Consider the following 15858-nt stretch of genomic DNA (forward strand, 5'->3'; position numbering starts at 1 on the left):
AGGCAGTGGGGGCCGTATCGCACGACGGATAATCGGGGGACGACACTGTCATGGTCGATGGTGGGGTAGGAGACAGCGACGACAGCGGCCTGCGGTCGATCGACCTGGCGACGCTGAGCGGCGTGCTTCGTGTATGTGATGTTGAACTGCTACTGCTCGATGGCAATGGGCCACGGGCGGCCTTCGCTTCACGCGTGCACGAGGAGGCGTTGTTCTGCAGCATCAGCTGTGGATTCCATTGCCGTGGACGATTCATGCTGCCGCCGGACTGGGCGATGCTCGGCTATCTGCACGCCACCGATGAGACGCTGAGCTGGTGCCATGGTGTACCGCTTGCGGCGGGTATGGCGTTGACCGTGATGCCGGAGGGCATCAGCGAGTTCACCCTGAGCCCGGGCACGCACATGACGCTGATGCTGGTGCCGGCGGCGCGCGTGCAGCGCAAGCTGACCGAACTGAGCCTGCGCAGCACGCCACCGGCTGGGCAGGCACTCTCGTTGTTCAGCCTGGCCAACGAAGCAGCGCCGTTGGCGCGCCATTATCAGCAGCTGCACCTGCAGCTGGGGCAGGGTTCCGGCCTGCAGCCGGAAGAAGCCGAGCGGCTGCTGCATGAGCATGTGCAGGCACTGCTGGGCGCGGGTACCGCCGACCGCCCGGGCTGCAGCCGTGCGCGGCGCACACATTATCTGATTGCTCAGCGTGCCGAGAATTTCATGCGGCTCAACCTGCGCCGCAACATCTACATGAATGAAATCTGCGATGCCGCTGGCGTCAGCGAGCGCGGCCTGCGTTATGCATTCGAGGACCTGTTCGGCACTTCGCCGAACCGGTACCTCTCCATGCTGCGCCTGTGTGCCGCCTGCCGGAGCCTGTCGATGGCCGATTCCAGCCGCCGCTCGGTGAAGGCCATCGCGCTCAGCTGCGGGCTTTGGGACCTCTCGCGCTTCGCTGACAATTATCGCAAGGTATTCGGCGAACTGCCGCGCGATACCCTGATGCGCGCGCCCGCGCAGATCGGCCAGCCGGCCTGAGCCAAGGTCCCGCAAGGGTTTCCACGGCATTTATGCCGGAATTGCGCATCCGTTTGCCGATCATGCTGCCGCTTCTGCGTAGACGGCTGCCGATTCCGGCCGTGGATTTGCCGGAATGCGCGATTGCCGTGCCGGATTGAAGTGCGCCACCGCCGTTGCAAACGCTGAAATGTCAGTCACCTGCCTAACGGCAAGTCCACTGACATTCCAGTTGTTCGCCTACGGGGGAAATGCTCATGAACCGCATCTACCGGCGTGTATGGAACCGCCAGCTCAATGCTCTGGTTGTGGCCTCGGAACTGGCCACCGGCGACAGCGGCGGCAGCGCCGCCCGCGATCCGCGCAGTGCACTGCTGATGCCGACCGCACTGGCCCTGGCCCTGCTGTGTGCGCTGGCCAGCGGGCATGCAGGCGCAACCGAATCCAATCAGTCGCTGCGCGACCTGCAGGCGCTCGCAGCCAAGTACGCGCAGCCGATGCCGGTCAAGGTCGACGCGGAAGTGGCGCTGGCTGCCGCATCGCGCCAGGCGCAGAGCAGTCCGGCTATCAGCGCTGACGCGCGTGTCGGCCTGCAGCTGAGTACGAACTCGCTGCCGATCGTACGCGACGTGCTGCCGGCCACCGTGCAGGTGAAGCTGGCGGCGAGCGCTGCGCCGAAGCAGGTCGCGGTTCCTGCGCTGGCTGCCGATGTCCGCGCCAATGTCGGGCTGGGTCATGCAGCGTCCCATGTGGCGAAGATTGATGCATCGCTGGCGGCCAACGTTGCGCCGTCCGCGCATGCGCCGCTCGGTGTGGCTGCGGATGCCCAGGCGAAGGCCGGCGTTGGCATCGCCGGTACCCAGGTGGCCTCGATCGATACCGGTGCCAAGGCGGCCGCCGCTGTTGCTGGCGCACCGGCTGGCTCGCTGTCCGGCCTCAAGGCGTCCGTTGACGGCAAGGTGGATTCGCAGCTGAAGCTGGCGGGCCACCAGATCGACGGCCAGGGGCAGGTCAAGGCGACGGCGGCGGTCACGCTGCCGGCCAAGGAGGAGCTGCCGGGCGAGACTCATGATCGTGCGATCACCGCGGCCTTCGATACCGGTGTTGCCGGCAACGTGCGCGTGCAGGCGCCGGGTGGCCACGAAGTCGTGGCCGACCGCAATCTGAAGCTGGCCGGCCAAGCGACCGTGGCGGCGCAGGACAGCGCGCTGGGCGTCGATGGCCTGGTGGGCGGCGTTGTCGGCGCGGCAGGCGGCGCCGTAGGTGGCGTGCTTGATGGCACCGTAGGCAACACGGTTGGTGCGGTCGGCGGCGCCTTGCACGGCACGGTTGGAACGGTAGGCGAAGCACTGGGCAGCACGCTCGATGGCACCGTTGGAACTGTCGGTAGCGCGGTGGGTGGTGCAGTGAACGGGGCTGTTGGCACGGTTGGCGCAGTTGGCGGCACCGTGGGTGGTGCACTCAACGGCACGGTCGGTTCGGTCGGCAGCACCGTCGGTGGCGCGCTCAACGATGCAGTTGGCACCGTCGGTGCCGTTGGCGGTGCCGTTGGCGGCACGCTCAACAGTACAGCGGGTGCAGTGGGCAGCACCGTCGGCGGTGTACTCAACGGCGCTACAGGTGGCAGCCTCGGCGGCCTGGGTGGCCTGCTGGGCGATACGCTGGGCAATGTCGGCAGCGCCGTAGGCAACCTGCTCAACGGCAACCTCAACGGCACCATCGGCAATCTCGGCAGTGCCGTAGGCGGGCTGGTCGGCGGCACGCTTGGCGGGCTCGGCCTGACCCAACCCTCGGCCATACCGCCCACCAGCCCAAAGGCGCCGGCGCCGGCCGACCCGAACGCGGGCCTGATCATCGGCACCGGTGGCCTGGTCGGCAATGTCGGCCAGCTCATCGGGCCGACCACCAGCAGCCTGTTCGGCGGCGACGGCTACCTGAGCAACGGCAATCTCAAGCTCAGCAACGCCAACGTGATGCAGACCTACTCGACGGTCAATGTGCTGGGCCTGCCGGTGGTCAACCTGTCGCCGGTCGGTAGCACCCTCAATGGCCTCGGCGGCGCCGTCACTGGCGGCAGCTCGCACCTGACGCTTATTGGCGGCGTTACCTCGGACAGTTACATCTACAACATCAACAACGGCAATCCGGGTGGCCTGCTCGGGCTGCTGCTGCCAACGGATTCGCCGGAATGGGCGGCGAAGTGCCTGGACATCGCGCTGGCCGACATCTCCTGCTGGGCCGTCAACGCGGCACAGGACTACCAGGTGCTGATGGGTGACGGCGCCTTCGCCAACGGTTCGAAGGAAGTGGTGATCGGCGCCAATGCACGGCACGAACTGCCCAGGGTCGATGCCAACGTTGCCTTCCCGGGCGATGGCGTGAACGATCCCACCAACCCGACCGGCGTCCCGACCGCAGACTACGCTGCGCGCATGGGCCATTCGGTGATCGTCGGTGACAGTGCCGTCGGTACCGCCAACGGCCAGACCCTGCTGGGTGCTGAAGCCACCTCCAACCAGGCGAACTCGGTCGCACTGGGCTACCGTTCGGCTGCACTGCGCGGCGCGCAGGCCAGCTACAGCGCTTATGGCCTCACTGCACCGCAGGTCTCGGCCGGCGAAGTATCGGTGGGCACCGCCGGTGGCGGCGAGCGCCAGATCACCAACGTGGCTGCCGGCAGCGTCAACACCGATGCGGTCAATGTGGCCCAGTTGAAGGGCGCCATCAGCCTGATCGATGATGTGGCGGCAGCTGCGGTGACCTACGACCTGGACGGTGCCGGCAACCCGAACTACCGTCGGGTGACGCTTGGCGCGGGCACTGGCACCACCACCATCGGCAACCTGGCCGGCGGCGCGGTCACCGCGGGCAGCCTGGAAGCAGTCAACGGTGGCCAACTGGCTGCGACCAACGCCGCCATCGCCAGCTTCTTCGGTGGCCGCGCCGCGTTCGATCCGGCCAGCGGTGCCTTCACTGCGCCGCTGTTCGAGATCAGCACGATCTCCACCACCGGCGCCATCGCCCAGGGCCTGTACACCAACGCCACCGATGCCTTCGCGGCGGTGGATGGTTCGCTGGTCAACCTCAACACGCAGATCACCGATATCCGCAACGGCGGTACCAAGTACCTGCGGGTGAACTCGACCGGTACCGAGGCCGTGGCCACCGGCGCCGACTCGATCGCGGTTGGTACCAATGCCCGCGCCACCGCCTCCAACAGCATCGCGGTGGGCGCCGGCAGCCTGGCTGACCGTGCCAACAGCGTATCCATCGGTGCCGCCGGTGCCGAGCGCCAGGTCACCAACATGGCGGCCGGTACCGCAGCGACCGATGCGGTCAACCTGGGCCAGCTGCAGGCCTCGGAGCAGGGCGCCCTGCGCTATGACCTCAACGGCGACGGCAGCGTCAACTACGCCAGTGCCACGCTGGGCCAGAGCGGCACCGCCACCACGCTGCGCAACCTGGGCCCGGGCCAGGTCAGTGCCACCAGCAGCGAGGCCATCAACGGTGCCCAGCTGTTTGCGGCCAACCAGGCCGTTGCCACCCACCTCGGAGGTGGCGCGGCGGTCAACGCCAGCGGCGTACTGACCGCGCCGACCTATTCGATCAACAACGTTGCCGCCAACGGCACCGTGACCAAGGGCAGCTACAACGACGTCGGTACCGCCTTCGACGCGGTCAGCAATTCACTGGCCAATGTGGCCGACCAGACCGGCGAGATCGACAAGCTGGCCGTGAAGTACGACGTCGACGGCAGCGGCAACGTGCTCAACAGCGTGACGCTGACGGGCACCGGCAGCGGTGCGGTGAAGATCACCAACGTCGCCGCCGGCAGCATCCTGGCCGGCAGCAGCGACGCCATCACCGGCGACCAGCTGTTCAGCACCCACAGCACCATCGCCAACTACTTCGGCGGCACCACTGCCTACAACGGCACCACCAACGCGTGGACCGCGCCGACGTTCAGCATCTCCAGCATCGCCACCGATGGCACCTTCAGCAGCGGCGATTACAACAACGTCACCGCCGCCTTCACTGCCGTCGATGGCTCGCTGAAGGTCCTCAACCAGCGCATCACCAACGGTGGCGGTGGCAGTGCCTACCTGGCGGTGAACTCGACGGCGGCCGCAGCCACCGCGGCCGGTGCGGAAGCGGTGGCGGTCGGCCCGCAGGCCAGTGCGGCCGGTGCCAACAGCGTGGCGGTCGGCAACGGTGCCAGCGCCAGTGCAGGCAACAGCGTCGCCCTGGGTGCCGGTTCGGTGGCCAGCGTTGGTGCGCAGAGCGGCTACACCGGTGCCTACGGCCAGACCGGCGCCAGCAACTCGGCCGGTGAGGTCTCGGTCGGCAGCACCGGCAGCGAGCGCAAGATCACCCATGTCGCCGACGGTTCCGACACGTACGACGCGACCAATGTCGGCCAGCTGAAGAACGGCGTGAACTACGCCATCGACGAATCGAAGAAGTACACCGACCAGAAGATCCAGAACATCACCAACGTGGCCGGCAGCTTCCGCGCCAACAATACCAACAACCTGGCCGACCCGTCCGCCAGCGGTGCCAACTCGGCCGCCGGCGGTGCAGGCTCCACCGCCGCCGGGACCAACTCGACCGCGCTGGGCAATGGTTCACAGGCGCAGGCCGACAACTCGGTGGCATTGGGTGCGGGTTCGGTGGCGAACCGGGCCAACACGGTCTCGGTGGGTGCGAGCGGCGCCGAACGCCAGGTGGTCAACGTGGCTGACGGCTCGCAGGCCACCGACGCGGTCAACGTGCGCCAGCTGCAGGCCTCGCAGCAGGGTACGCTCCGCTACGACACCACGGTGAACGGTGCGACCAATTACAACAGCGTCACGCTGGGATCCACCGGCAGCGGCCCGACCACGGTGCGCAACGTTGCCGCTGGTACCGCCGGTACCGACGCGGTCAACGTGGATCAGCTGAAGTCGGGGATGGCGCAAACCCTGGACTGGTCCAAGGCCTACACCGACGAGCGCATGGGTGGCTTCGAGCGCGACCTGCGCAAGACCGACAACCGTGCTTCGGCCGGTATCGCCTCGGCGATGGCCACCGCAGCGCTGCCGCAGCCCAGCGAGGCGGGCCGCAGCATGGCCTCGATCGCGGCTGGCAGCTACAACGGCGAATCGGGCGTGGCGCTGGGCATCTCCGGTGTCTCCGAAGGCGGCCGCTGGATCTACAAGTTCAGCGGTTCGACCAACAGCCGTGGCGAGGCCGGCGTGGCCGTCGGTGCCGGCATCCAGTGGTGATATCTCCGCCGCCGGGCCGCACGCGCGGCCCGGTACCGCGGAAACGTCTACAGGGGGAATGACATGAAACAGCATCGTATCGCCCGCGCCGGCCAACATGCCGCTACGCTGGGCCTGATCCTGGGGATGGGCCTGCTGGCCGCCTGCCGCAGCCATGCGCCGGCCACGGACGTTCCTGCCGAAGCCACCGCCGTGCAGTTCCCGGAGGCCTTCAGGGCCTCGTTGAAGGAAGGCATCTATCCGGACGTCGCCGACCTGCGCCGCTTCGCGCCGGGCATGAGCAAGCGGCAGTTGTACACGCTGCTGGGCACGCCGCATTTCAATGAAGGCATGTGGGGCGTGCGCGAGTGGAACTACCTGTTCAACTTCCGCACCGCGCAGGGCGCGGAGTACTTCACCTGCCAGTTCCAGGTCCGCTTTGACAGCAAGGGCATTGCCCAGGCGGGGTACTGGAAGCCGGAATCGTGCGCGGCCGTGCTGGAGCCGCCGCGGCCACCGGCCCCGCCGGCACCGGCACCGCTGCCAGAACAGCCGCTGCGGCTGTCTGCCGACGCGCTGTTCGGCTTCGACAGCGCTGTACTCAGCGCCGAGGGCCAGCAGGCGGTGCAGGGCATCCTGGCGCAGGTGCGTGAAGCCGCACAGGTGCAGTCGATCCGGGTGACCGGCTACACCGACCGTATCGGCAGTGCCAGCTACAACCAGACCCTGTCGCAGCGCCGCGCCGAGGCCGTGCGCAGCGCGCTGGTGCAGGGCGGCGTGCCTGCAGCCAGCATCAGCGCCGAAGGGCGCGGCGCGGCCGAGCCGATCGTGCAGTGCGAGCAGCGCAATCGGCGCGCGCTGATCGCCTGCCTGGCGCCAAACCGCCGCGTGCAGATCGCCGGAGTGGCACAGCCGCGCTGAAATTCCCTCACCGGGGCCAGGCCCCGGTCCCGAGTCCCCCCTGACCGCCGGCAGGCGTGGCAACGTCTCCCCCGTCGTCCACGCCTGCCTGCGGCTCAGGTCTTCTAACGGTGCACGCGATGAACGCTCAATTCCTGCCTCTTTCCATGAAGACGGAAACCACACTCAGCGTGTACGGCCAGCTCGGCAACCATGCCGTGGTACGCATTCCGGGGCGGCGCCTGCCAGGCCTGATCCTGCAGGCCGATACCGTGGCCGGGTTCCTTGCCCAGCTGCAGGAGGCCCAGGCCTGCCTGCGCAGTGGTCGCGCACAGCGCACCGACGCCGAACTGGACATGCTCATCGACGTGTTGCAGCAGTGGTATGCGCTGATCGAATCGCGCCTGGCCGACGCCGGCGAGGCACTGTAGAAGAAAAAGGGGACGGAGGGGATTAAGTCGTTCCCGGCACGGCAGGGACATGGACGACTTAATCCCCTCCGTCCCCTTTTCTGTGTCATGCGCGTGCGCGGATCAACCAGCAGGCAGCACCCACGCGGACCCGATCGCCCTCGATGAATGGTGTGAATGCTGCCAGCGCCTGGTCGCGCAGCCCGGCGGCCTCCGCTTCGGGCAGCGCCCGCAGCGCCTGGCCCACCGGGCCCAGCTGGCCGACGTAGGTCGGCAGCTCATCGCGTGCGATCGAACACGGAAGGTCCACCGCAACCACCTCCACATCCTTCCAGCCGGCGGCCTGCAACAGGCGCTGCACGCGTTGGCCATCTGCGAAGGCGAACTGTCCCGGGGCACCGGGTGCGCGCGGCGGAAGCTCAAGCGCATCGCCGATCGCGCGCTCGGCCGTGGTCATGAATGGATTCTCGTCAGCGCTGCGCCAGGCAATGAAACGCAGGCCGGCACCGGGCCGCGTGGCGCGGCGCAGGTTGACGAAGGCGGCCTCGGTATCTTCGAAGAACATCACGCCCAACCGAGATTGGATCCAGTCGAAGTGCGCGGTGGGCAACGGATGCTGCTGTGCGTCGGCGACGATGAAGTCTGCGTCCAGCCCTGCCGCCTCGGCGCGTTGACGGGCCAGCGCCAGCATCGGCGCGGAGATGTCCAGGCCGGTGCAGTGCGCCGACGGGCGTGCGGCGGCTGATGCCAGCAGGCTGGCCCCGGTACCGCAGCCGATGTCGAGCAGTTGCGTGACGGTTTCCGGAAGTTCGGCCACGAGCAGGTCGGCCATCGGCTGGAACAGGCCATCGAGAATGGCCTGCTGCGCAACCCAGACCTGGCCGCCAGGGCCGTTCCACAGGGCGTTCTGATCAAGGGGGGGGGTGCTGGCCATGGCCTTGCCTCGGTGGGTAGTTGCCCATAGGTTGGCGCTTGAAGGTCACTTGAGGTCAAGCCCGTGCGCGAACTGGATATTGGCGAGGTGGTCAAGCGCAGCGGCGTGCCGGCCTCGACCCTGCGCTACTACGAACAACTTGGGCTGCTGCAGGCACTGGGCCGTCGCGGCCTGCGCCGGCAGTACGACGAGCAGGTGCTGGAACGGCTCGCGTTGATCGGCCTCGGCCAGGCGGCCGGTCTGTCGCTGCAGCAGATCGGGGCATCGCTGCCACTGCAGCGCGGGTGCATCTCCCTGGATCGGGAGGCCCTGCTGGCGCAGGCCGATGTGCTGCAGCGGCAGATCACCCGGCTGCAACGGGTGCGCCGGCACCTGCAACGCGCGGCGGCCTGCCCGCAGGCGGAGGACGCCCGGAAGTGCGGTTCGTTCCAGAAACTGCTGCGTGCGCAGCAGCGCATGGCGGGTCGGTGAGAGATGCATCCACGCATGGCGTGGATCTACTTCACCACGACCTCGGTAGATCCACGCCATGCGTGGATGGAATCAATCGCGGGTACTGACTTCCCAGGTGGCATGCAGCACGCCCGGCACGTGCTCCATCCGCGCCAGCACCACGTCCAGCTCATCGGCACTCACCGCCGTACTGACCAGCACCGCGATCACATCGGTAGGCGCGTCGGCATGCTCGACCAGCTGCACATCACCGACCGGATACTGCGCTGCTTCCAGCGCGTCGACCAACCGCTCGCGCACGCGCGGCACGGCTTCGGCATCCACGCTCAGGCGCACTTCGTAGGTCGCCTCGGTGGCGGCCTCATTGATCGGAATGCGGTTGATCGCATTCACCAGCGGCCGCAGCAGGGTGTTTCCGGCGATGATCAGCACGGTCAGCAGCACGCCTTCGGCCAGCATGTCCGCGCCGGTGCAGCTGCCCACCGCCGCAGAGCACCACAGGGTGGCGGCGGTGTTCAGGCCGCGCACGTTCATGCCTTCCTTCATGATCACGCCGGCGCCGAGGAAGCCGACGCCGGAGACCACGTAGGAGATCACCCGCACCGCCTCGGCACTGCCGGCGATGCGCATGCCGAGGTCGACGAAGGCAGCGGCGCCGACGGCCACCAGCACATTGGTGCGCAGGCCGGCGGTGCGTTGCCGGTACTGGCGCTCGGCGCCGATCAGCGTGCCCAGCACGAAGGCGGCCAGCAGGCTGACCACGGTGTCGGCGAAGGGACCGGCCTGGAAGGTCTCAATGAAGCGCATGGCCGGAGTCTACCCGGTCGAGGTGACAGTAGATCCACGCCATGCGTGGATTTCCAGCGGTCCACGTCACGCGTGGTTAGTCAGCGTGCCAGAAACGACTTAATCCCCTCCGTCCCCTTTTTGCGGGGTCAGTCGGTGTCCTCGACGCGCTCGCCCATCAGCTCGCGCTGGCGCTTGTCCAGTTCCTCGGCGTAGCGCTTGCGCACGAAGGCTTCGGAGACGACGCCCAGCACCTGGCCGTCGGCGCCGACCACCGCCAGTTCGTCGGCCTGGGTCTGGTCGAAACGCTGCATCACGCTGACCACGTCCGCGGCCGGCGACAGTGAAACGTCACGGTTCTCGGCCAGCTCGCCGATCATGGTCTCCGGTTTCACGCCATCGCCGTAGACCCGTGGAATCTGCACGATGCCAGCGTAGTGGCCCTCGCTGTCGATCAGGATCACCCGGCTGCCCGAGCCCAGCGGGAAGCGCTGGCGGAACGCGGCGGCATCGAGATCGGCCGGAGTAGTGGCCACGCCCTTGCGCATCAGCCGGCCGGCGTTGAGGTTCTGCACCCAGCCCACGTCGCGGGCGCTCTTGATGGTCTCGCCGCGCAGGTGCATGCGCCAGGTCGAGAACGAGTAGCCGAACCACTGCCGCACCAGCGTGCTGGACACCAGTACCGCGCTCATCACCACGCTGGTCAGCAGGAAATCGTGCGTGCCTTCCAGCACCAGCATGGCCATGGTCATTGGCGCGCCGACCACCGCCGCGGCCAACGCTGCCATGCCGGCCAGCGCGGCGGACGTGGCGTCGATTACCGGCACGCCGGTGGCCATCGCCAGCACGCCGGCGAACAGGGCGCCGACCAGGGTGCCCATGAACAGCGAGGCGAAGAACAGGCCGCCACGGAAGCCGAAGCCCAGCGAGATGCCCGAGGCCAGGCACTTCAGGGTCAGCAGGCCGCCGATCCAGATCAACGGCAGGTGGGTAGTCAGGTCCAAGTGCAGCGCGCCATGGCCGGACGACAGCACCTGCGGACTGGCCAGGGCCAGCGGGATCAGCAGCAGGCCACCCACCACCGGGCGGCCCCACAGCGGCAACGGGCTGCGCTTGACCCTCCCTTCAATGGACGCGATCAGGCGCATGATGACAATGCCGACCATCGCGCAGCAGCAGCCCAGCAGTCCGTAAATGGCGTAGTCGGCGGCGCGTACGTCTATGGTCGAAGCGGCGGGCAGCAGGTAAGCCTCGATGCCGGCCTGATCGGCCACGAACGCACCGGCCAGTGCGGCCACGGCCACCGGTGCCAGCGCAGCGGGGGTGTAGGCGCCGATGACGATCTCGAAGGCGTAGAACGCACCGGCTAGCGGCGCACCAAACGCAGCGGCGATGGCACCGGCGGCACCGGCACCGACCAGGATGCGCACGTCGTTGCGACGCAGGCGCATCACCCGGCCCAGCTGCGAGCCGCTGCCCGCGCCCATCTGCGTATACGAAGCCTCAAGGCCGACCGACGCGCCGCAGCCGTTGGACAGCAGGGTCTGGGTCAGCACGATCAGGTTGTCGCGCATCGACATGCGGCCGCCGTGCAGCGCATTGGCTTCCACCGCATCGAGCAGTGGCCGTTTCAGTCGCGTCGCCGCCAGGCTGACCAGGCCGACCAGCAGCCCGCCCAGTGGCAGCACCAGTAGCGCGGTCCAGGTCAGCGAGGGCAGGGAGCTCAGCCGCATGCCGTCGTCCAGCCCATACAACGTGCCCTGCAGCCAGCGCGCGATGCCCGACTGCAGCAGGGTCAGGTAGCCGGCGATCAGGCCAACCAGCAGCGCCAGCGCGATGAACCACAGGTCGCTGCCGCGCAGCCGCAGGCGCAGGCCCTGGAAGGCCAGATGCAGGCGCGATGGCGGAACGGGCGAAGACATGGTGGCGGCATGATACGCCGCCACCGTGAGCGCCACCGTCACCGCATCGGGCGGCTACCGGCTCAGAAGCGGTAGCGGCCCTGTACGTAGAAGGTGCGCGGCGCGGCCACCATGCGGCCTGCGTTGCCATCGACGTTGCGGGTGTACCAGCGCTTGTCGGCCAGGTTGTTCACGCCCAGCGCGATCTCGCTGTTACCCAGCCCCGGCACCTGCCAGGCCACTTGGGCATTCCACAGGCGTACGCCCGGCACGCGTCCCACGCGCGCGTCAGCGCTCTCGGCCCAGGTGTTGGCGGCGTCGGAGAACTGGCCGCTCTGGTGGGTGCTGGAGACGTTGAAGGTCCAGCCGGCCAGCGCGTAGCGGGCGCCGATGCTGTCGGTGTCGCGCGAGTAGAACGGCACGTCCAGGCCACGGTTGTCGCCGGACTGCTGGATCGCCTTGGTCCAGGTGTAGTTGGCGTACAGCTCCAGCCCGGCCAGCGCGCCGTCCTCGGCGAAGTGGTACTCCAGTGCGCTCTCCACACCCTTGTGGTCGGTGGCACCAATGTTCTGGAAGGTGGGCGGGGTGATGCCCGGCACCTGCAGGATCTGGTTGTCGAAGCGCATCTTGAACACGGTCACTTCCGCGCGCAGTGCCCCATCCTGCCAGCGTGCGCCCAGCTCGGTGGTCTTGGCCACTTCCGGGTTCAGCGGATTGCTGGCGGTCTGCGAATTGAGCTGGATGTTCTGTACCGGTCCGAACGAGGTGGTGTAGTTGCCGAACACGGTCAGCTGCGGCGTCAGCAGGTAGGCGATGTTGAGCGAGGGCAGGGCCTTGTCGTTGCGGCTGCTGAAGGTCGCCGTGCCTCCGGCCTGGCGGCGGTCCATGTCGATCCATTCCATGCGCACGCCCGGCGTGATCCGCCACTGGCCGATCGCAATGCGGTCGTCGATGTAGAAGGCGTGCGCGTCGGTGGCGTTGTCGAAGCGGGTGGTGGCACTGGCCGCGCCGGTGCGGCGGGCGACGGTGTAGCTGCGGTCGTTGCCGCGCTCGCGCAGGAAGCGGTAGCCGGCGGTGATGTCATGCACCGCGCTGCCCCAGTGCAGGCGCTGGGTATTGCGCGGCTCGATGCCAAGCACGCGGTAGTCGCGCGGCTGCACGGTCAACTGGGTGTTGGCGGCGTTGATCAGCGAGCTGGCACGGGTGCTCTCGTTGTAATAGGCCAGCACCTCGAACTCGCTGTTGGCCGACAGGGTGTTGGTGTAGCCCAGGTCGATGCCGGTGCGGTGGCCCTTCCAGAAATCGGTGGGGCGGGTGTTCTGGAACGGATCGGCCTCGTACTGCGCACGGGTCAGGCCGCCCGGGGTCAGTGAACGCACGTCATAGTAGGACAGCTTGGCGCGCAGCTCCTGCTGTTCGTCGATCGCGTAAGCGAACTTCAGTGCGAGATCGTTGAAGCGGTCATCGCTGCCCTGGCGCCAGCCGCGGCCGTCCTGGCCGGAGTAGAGCAGGGCGGCGCCCAAGCCGTTGTCGCCGGTGCCGCCGAGGAAGGCGTTGTACTGGGCGCTGTCGCCGCCGCCATGGTCGTAGGCGGTGTAGCGCACGCCGGCTTCGCCGTGCAGGCCGGCCTCGGTGGGAATGGCGCGGGTGCTGAAGTTGATGATGCCACCGACGTTCTGCGGCCCGTAGCGCACCGCGCCGCCGCCGCGCACCACGTCGATCGACTCGATGTTGGACAGGCTGGTCGGCGCGAACGACAGCTGTGGCTGGCCATACGGCGCCACCGCCAGCGGCACGCCGTCCAACAGGACGGTCGAGCGCGGCGAGTAGCGCCCGGTGAGGCCGCGCACGCCGATGTTGAGCGACACCGAACTGCCAGCGGTGCCGGAGTTGTCGGTGACCTGCACACCCGGAATACGGCGCATGGCATCGCCGATGCTGGCCGCGCCGCTGGCCTCGATGCGCTGGCGGTCGACCACGGTGCGCGCGCCGGCAAAGCGCTTGACGCTGTCATGCAGGCCGGTACCCAGCCAGCTGCCGGAGACCTGGATGCTGTCCAGCGTGGTGGCGCCGTCCTGGGCGAAGGCACGGGTGGTCGGGAGCAGGCACAGGGCGAGGGCGGCGGCCAGGGGCAGGCGGGCCGGTTGCAGGGCGAGGATGGGCATCGGTGCAGGTTGTGGAAGGTCGTAAATGAGAATTATTGCTGATTCCATTCGCTATTGGAATGCGCCTCCGGTTCATGCCGATGCCCCGGTGATAGAGTGGGCGATTGCTTACTGACTCGCTGAGATCTGCCATGTCCCAAGCCGCTTTCTACCCCGTCGGAACCCCTGGCCAGCCGTGGGGAGCGGCGGAACGGGAGGTGTGGCGTGGCCGCCAGCAGCGCCTGCGTCGCTATGACGAGGAGGTGCTGCCCCGCATCGAGGCGCTGGCATCGCGCTTCGACAAGGTGGCCTATGGCCAGCTCGACTACGCTGGCGAGACCTACACTCTGTTCGCCCTGCGCAGCCGCGATTGGAACCCGGTGCTGCCGGCTGCCCTGGTTACCGGTGGCGTGCACGGTTATGAGACCAGCGGCGTGATGGGCGCGCTGGAATTCCTCGAAAAGCACGCCGCCGACTACGCCGGCAAGGCCAATCTGCTGGTGGCGCCGTGCGTGAATCCGTGGGGCTTCGAGCGCATCAACCGCTGGAACTTCGATGCGATCGACCCGAACCGCAATTTCCGCGCCGATGGCCCGGCCCGCGAGTCGACCGCGCTGATGGAGCTGATCGCACCGATCAAGGACCAGTTCGTGCTGCACATCGACCTCCACGAGACCACCGACAGCGACGAGAGCGAGTTCCGCCCGGCGCTGGCCGCGCGTGACGGCAAACCGTTCGAGCCGGGCCTGATTCCCGATGGCTTCTACTTGGTGGACGACAGCGAGAACCCGCAGGCGGCGTTCCAGCAGGCAGTCATCGCCGCGGTGGAGAAGGTCACCCACATCGCGCCGGCCGACGACAAGGGCGAGATCATCGGTTCGCCGGTGGTGGCCCACGGCGTGATCGAGTACCCGCTGGTGAAGCTGGGCCTGTGTGCCGGCATCACCGGTGCGACCTACACCACCACCACCGAGGTCTACCCGGACAGCCCGCGGGCGACCCCGCAGCAGTGCAACGACGCCCAGGTGGCAGCGGTGTGCGCGTCGCTGGATTACGCGCTCGCCCATCGTTGACCGGTAGTGCCGGCCGCTGGCCGGCAACCACGCGACAACAGGATTGCCGGCCAGCGGCCGGCGCTACCTCACCCCAACGCGTCGGCCCACCACAGCGCCGCTGGCCCCGGCGGCGTGTCGCGGCGCCACAGCAGGTCGCTGTGGATGCGCCGCGGCCACCCGGGCAGGGTCAGTTCCACCAGTTGCCCGCGGTCGTAGCGCTGCACCAATGCGCGGGGCAGCTCGGCCCAGCCGATGCCATCCTCGGCCATCTCCATCACCATCAGGTAGTCGGTGGCGGTCCACGCCAGCCCGGTAACCGCCCGCGCATGGTCGACCTCCGCGCTCAATCGCACCTGCCGGTACCGTGCCAGCTGGGAAGCTGCGCGACGGCCGGCGTCGGCCAGCGCATGGTCGCGCGCCACATACACCGACAGTTCGCTGTGATGGGCCAACGGCCGTGCCACCAGACCGTCCGGGTAGCTTTCCTGGCGCGGCAGCAGGCCCAGCGCTGCGCGACCACTGCCGACCAGTTCCAGCACGTCTTCGCCTTCGGCATCCAGCCATTCCAGTTCGATCTCGGGGAACGCTTCGGCAAAGCGCTGCAACACGCGCTGCTCCGGGTCGAGCTGATACACGTCGGAGAACACCACGGTCAGCCGCGCTTCGACCGGGGCGGCCAGCCGCACGCTCAACTGCTGCAGGCGGGTATCGGCGGCGAGGATTTCCTGGGCATGGGCGAGCACCTGGCGCCCGGCTTCGGTCAGCTGCGGGTAGCGTCCACTGCGGTCGAACAGGCTGACGCCCAGGTCCGCCTCCAGGTGGGCGATGGCGGTGCTGACCGTCGATTGGGTCTTGCGCAGGCGACGCGCCGCCGCCGAGAACGATCCGAGCGCGGCCGCTTCGACGAACGCCTGCAGGGATTCAGGGGAATAGGGCATTGATCCATCGCTCCTATCGATGGTATCCATTTTGAATCGACCGTAAAAGGCGATGATACTGTCCGCCGTCGCCCCTGTCTGCGG

Annotated in this window: 11 protein-coding genes; 6 read left to right on the forward strand and 5 right to left on the reverse strand. The window is 68.0% G+C overall.

Going from position 1 to position 15858, the window contains the following annotated elements:
* Nucleotides 1-50: 50 nt before the first annotated feature.
* The 4 genes from AC5P65_RS08750 to AC5P65_RS08765 all read left to right on the forward strand — a co-directional run bounded on the left by AC5P65_RS08750 (nt 51) and on the right by AC5P65_RS08765 (nt 7584).
* A complete protein-coding gene (locus tag AC5P65_RS08750; protein WP_021204283.1) occupies nt 51-1031 on the forward strand; it encodes an AraC family transcriptional regulator in 981 nt (326 codons plus the stop codon).
* A gap of 236 nt (nt 1032-1267) precedes the next feature.
* Nucleotides 1268-6274 carry a YadA-like family protein gene (locus AC5P65_RS08755; RefSeq protein WP_495215505.1) on the forward strand — a complete coding sequence of 1669 codons (5007 nt, stop codon included), beginning with the start codon at nt 1268-1270 and terminating at the stop codon, nt 6272-6274.
* A gap of 63 nt (nt 6275-6337) precedes the next feature.
* Nucleotides 6338-7174, forward strand: coding sequence for an outer membrane protein assembly factor BamE (locus tag AC5P65_RS08760; protein WP_495215506.1), 837 nt, complete (start codon nt 6338-6340; stop codon nt 7172-7174).
* Nucleotides 7175-7293: 119 nt separating this feature from the next.
* A complete protein-coding gene (locus tag AC5P65_RS08765; protein ID WP_019659952.1) occupies nt 7294-7584 on the forward strand; it encodes a DUF6959 family protein in 291 nt (96 codons plus the stop codon).
* 85 nt (nt 7585-7669) lie between these two features.
* On the opposite strand, the gene AC5P65_RS08770 is transcribed toward AC5P65_RS08765, so the two are convergent.
* Nucleotides 7670-8497 (reverse strand): class I SAM-dependent methyltransferase, encoded by an 828-nt coding sequence (locus tag AC5P65_RS08770; RefSeq protein ID WP_111098138.1) that lies wholly within the window; start codon nt 8495-8497, stop codon nt 7670-7672.
* Between the two features lie 63 nt (nt 8498-8560).
* Between AC5P65_RS08770 and AC5P65_RS08775 the strand changes: the two genes are divergently transcribed.
* Entirely contained in the window at nt 8561-8968 is a 408-nt protein-coding gene (locus AC5P65_RS08775; protein ID WP_019659950.1) for a MerR family transcriptional regulator, read from the forward strand.
* A gap of 72 nt (nt 8969-9040) precedes the next feature.
* On the opposite strand, the gene AC5P65_RS08780 is transcribed toward AC5P65_RS08775, so the two are convergent.
* The 3 genes from AC5P65_RS08780 to AC5P65_RS08790 all read right to left on the reverse strand — a co-directional run bounded on the left by AC5P65_RS08780 (nt 9041) and on the right by AC5P65_RS08790 (nt 13802).
* Nucleotides 9041-9757: an MgtC/SapB family protein gene (locus tag AC5P65_RS08780; RefSeq protein ID WP_010485159.1), complete on the reverse strand. Its 717-nt coding sequence runs from the start codon at nt 9755-9757 to the stop codon at nt 9041-9043.
* A 128-nt stretch (nt 9758-9885) separates the two neighbouring features.
* Nucleotides 9886-11658, reverse strand: coding sequence for a chloride channel protein (locus AC5P65_RS08785; protein ID WP_329866533.1), 1773 nt, complete (start codon nt 11656-11658; stop codon nt 9886-9888).
* Nucleotides 11659-11720: 62 nt separating this feature from the next.
* Nucleotides 11721-13802 carry a TonB-dependent receptor family protein gene (locus AC5P65_RS08790; RefSeq protein WP_495215507.1) on the reverse strand — a complete coding sequence of 694 codons (2082 nt, stop codon included), beginning with the start codon at nt 13800-13802 and terminating at the stop codon, nt 11721-11723.
* Nucleotides 13803-13933: 131 nt separating this feature from the next.
* Between AC5P65_RS08790 and AC5P65_RS08795 the strand changes: the two genes are divergently transcribed.
* Nucleotides 13934-14854, forward strand: coding sequence for a M14 family metallopeptidase (locus AC5P65_RS08795; RefSeq protein WP_021204276.1), 921 nt, complete (start codon nt 13934-13936; stop codon nt 14852-14854).
* Between the two features lie 68 nt (nt 14855-14922).
* Here AC5P65_RS08795 and AC5P65_RS08800 read toward each other — a convergent pair whose 3' ends face one another.
* On the reverse strand, nt 14923-15774 hold the full coding sequence (locus AC5P65_RS08800) for a LysR family transcriptional regulator (protein WP_021204275.1): 852 nt from the start codon (nt 15772-15774) through the stop codon (nt 14923-14925).
* Nucleotides 15775-15858: the final 84 nt, after the last annotated feature.

The sequence above is a fragment of the Stenotrophomonas sp. YJH_SMC_48-3 genome, assembly GCF_059369375.1.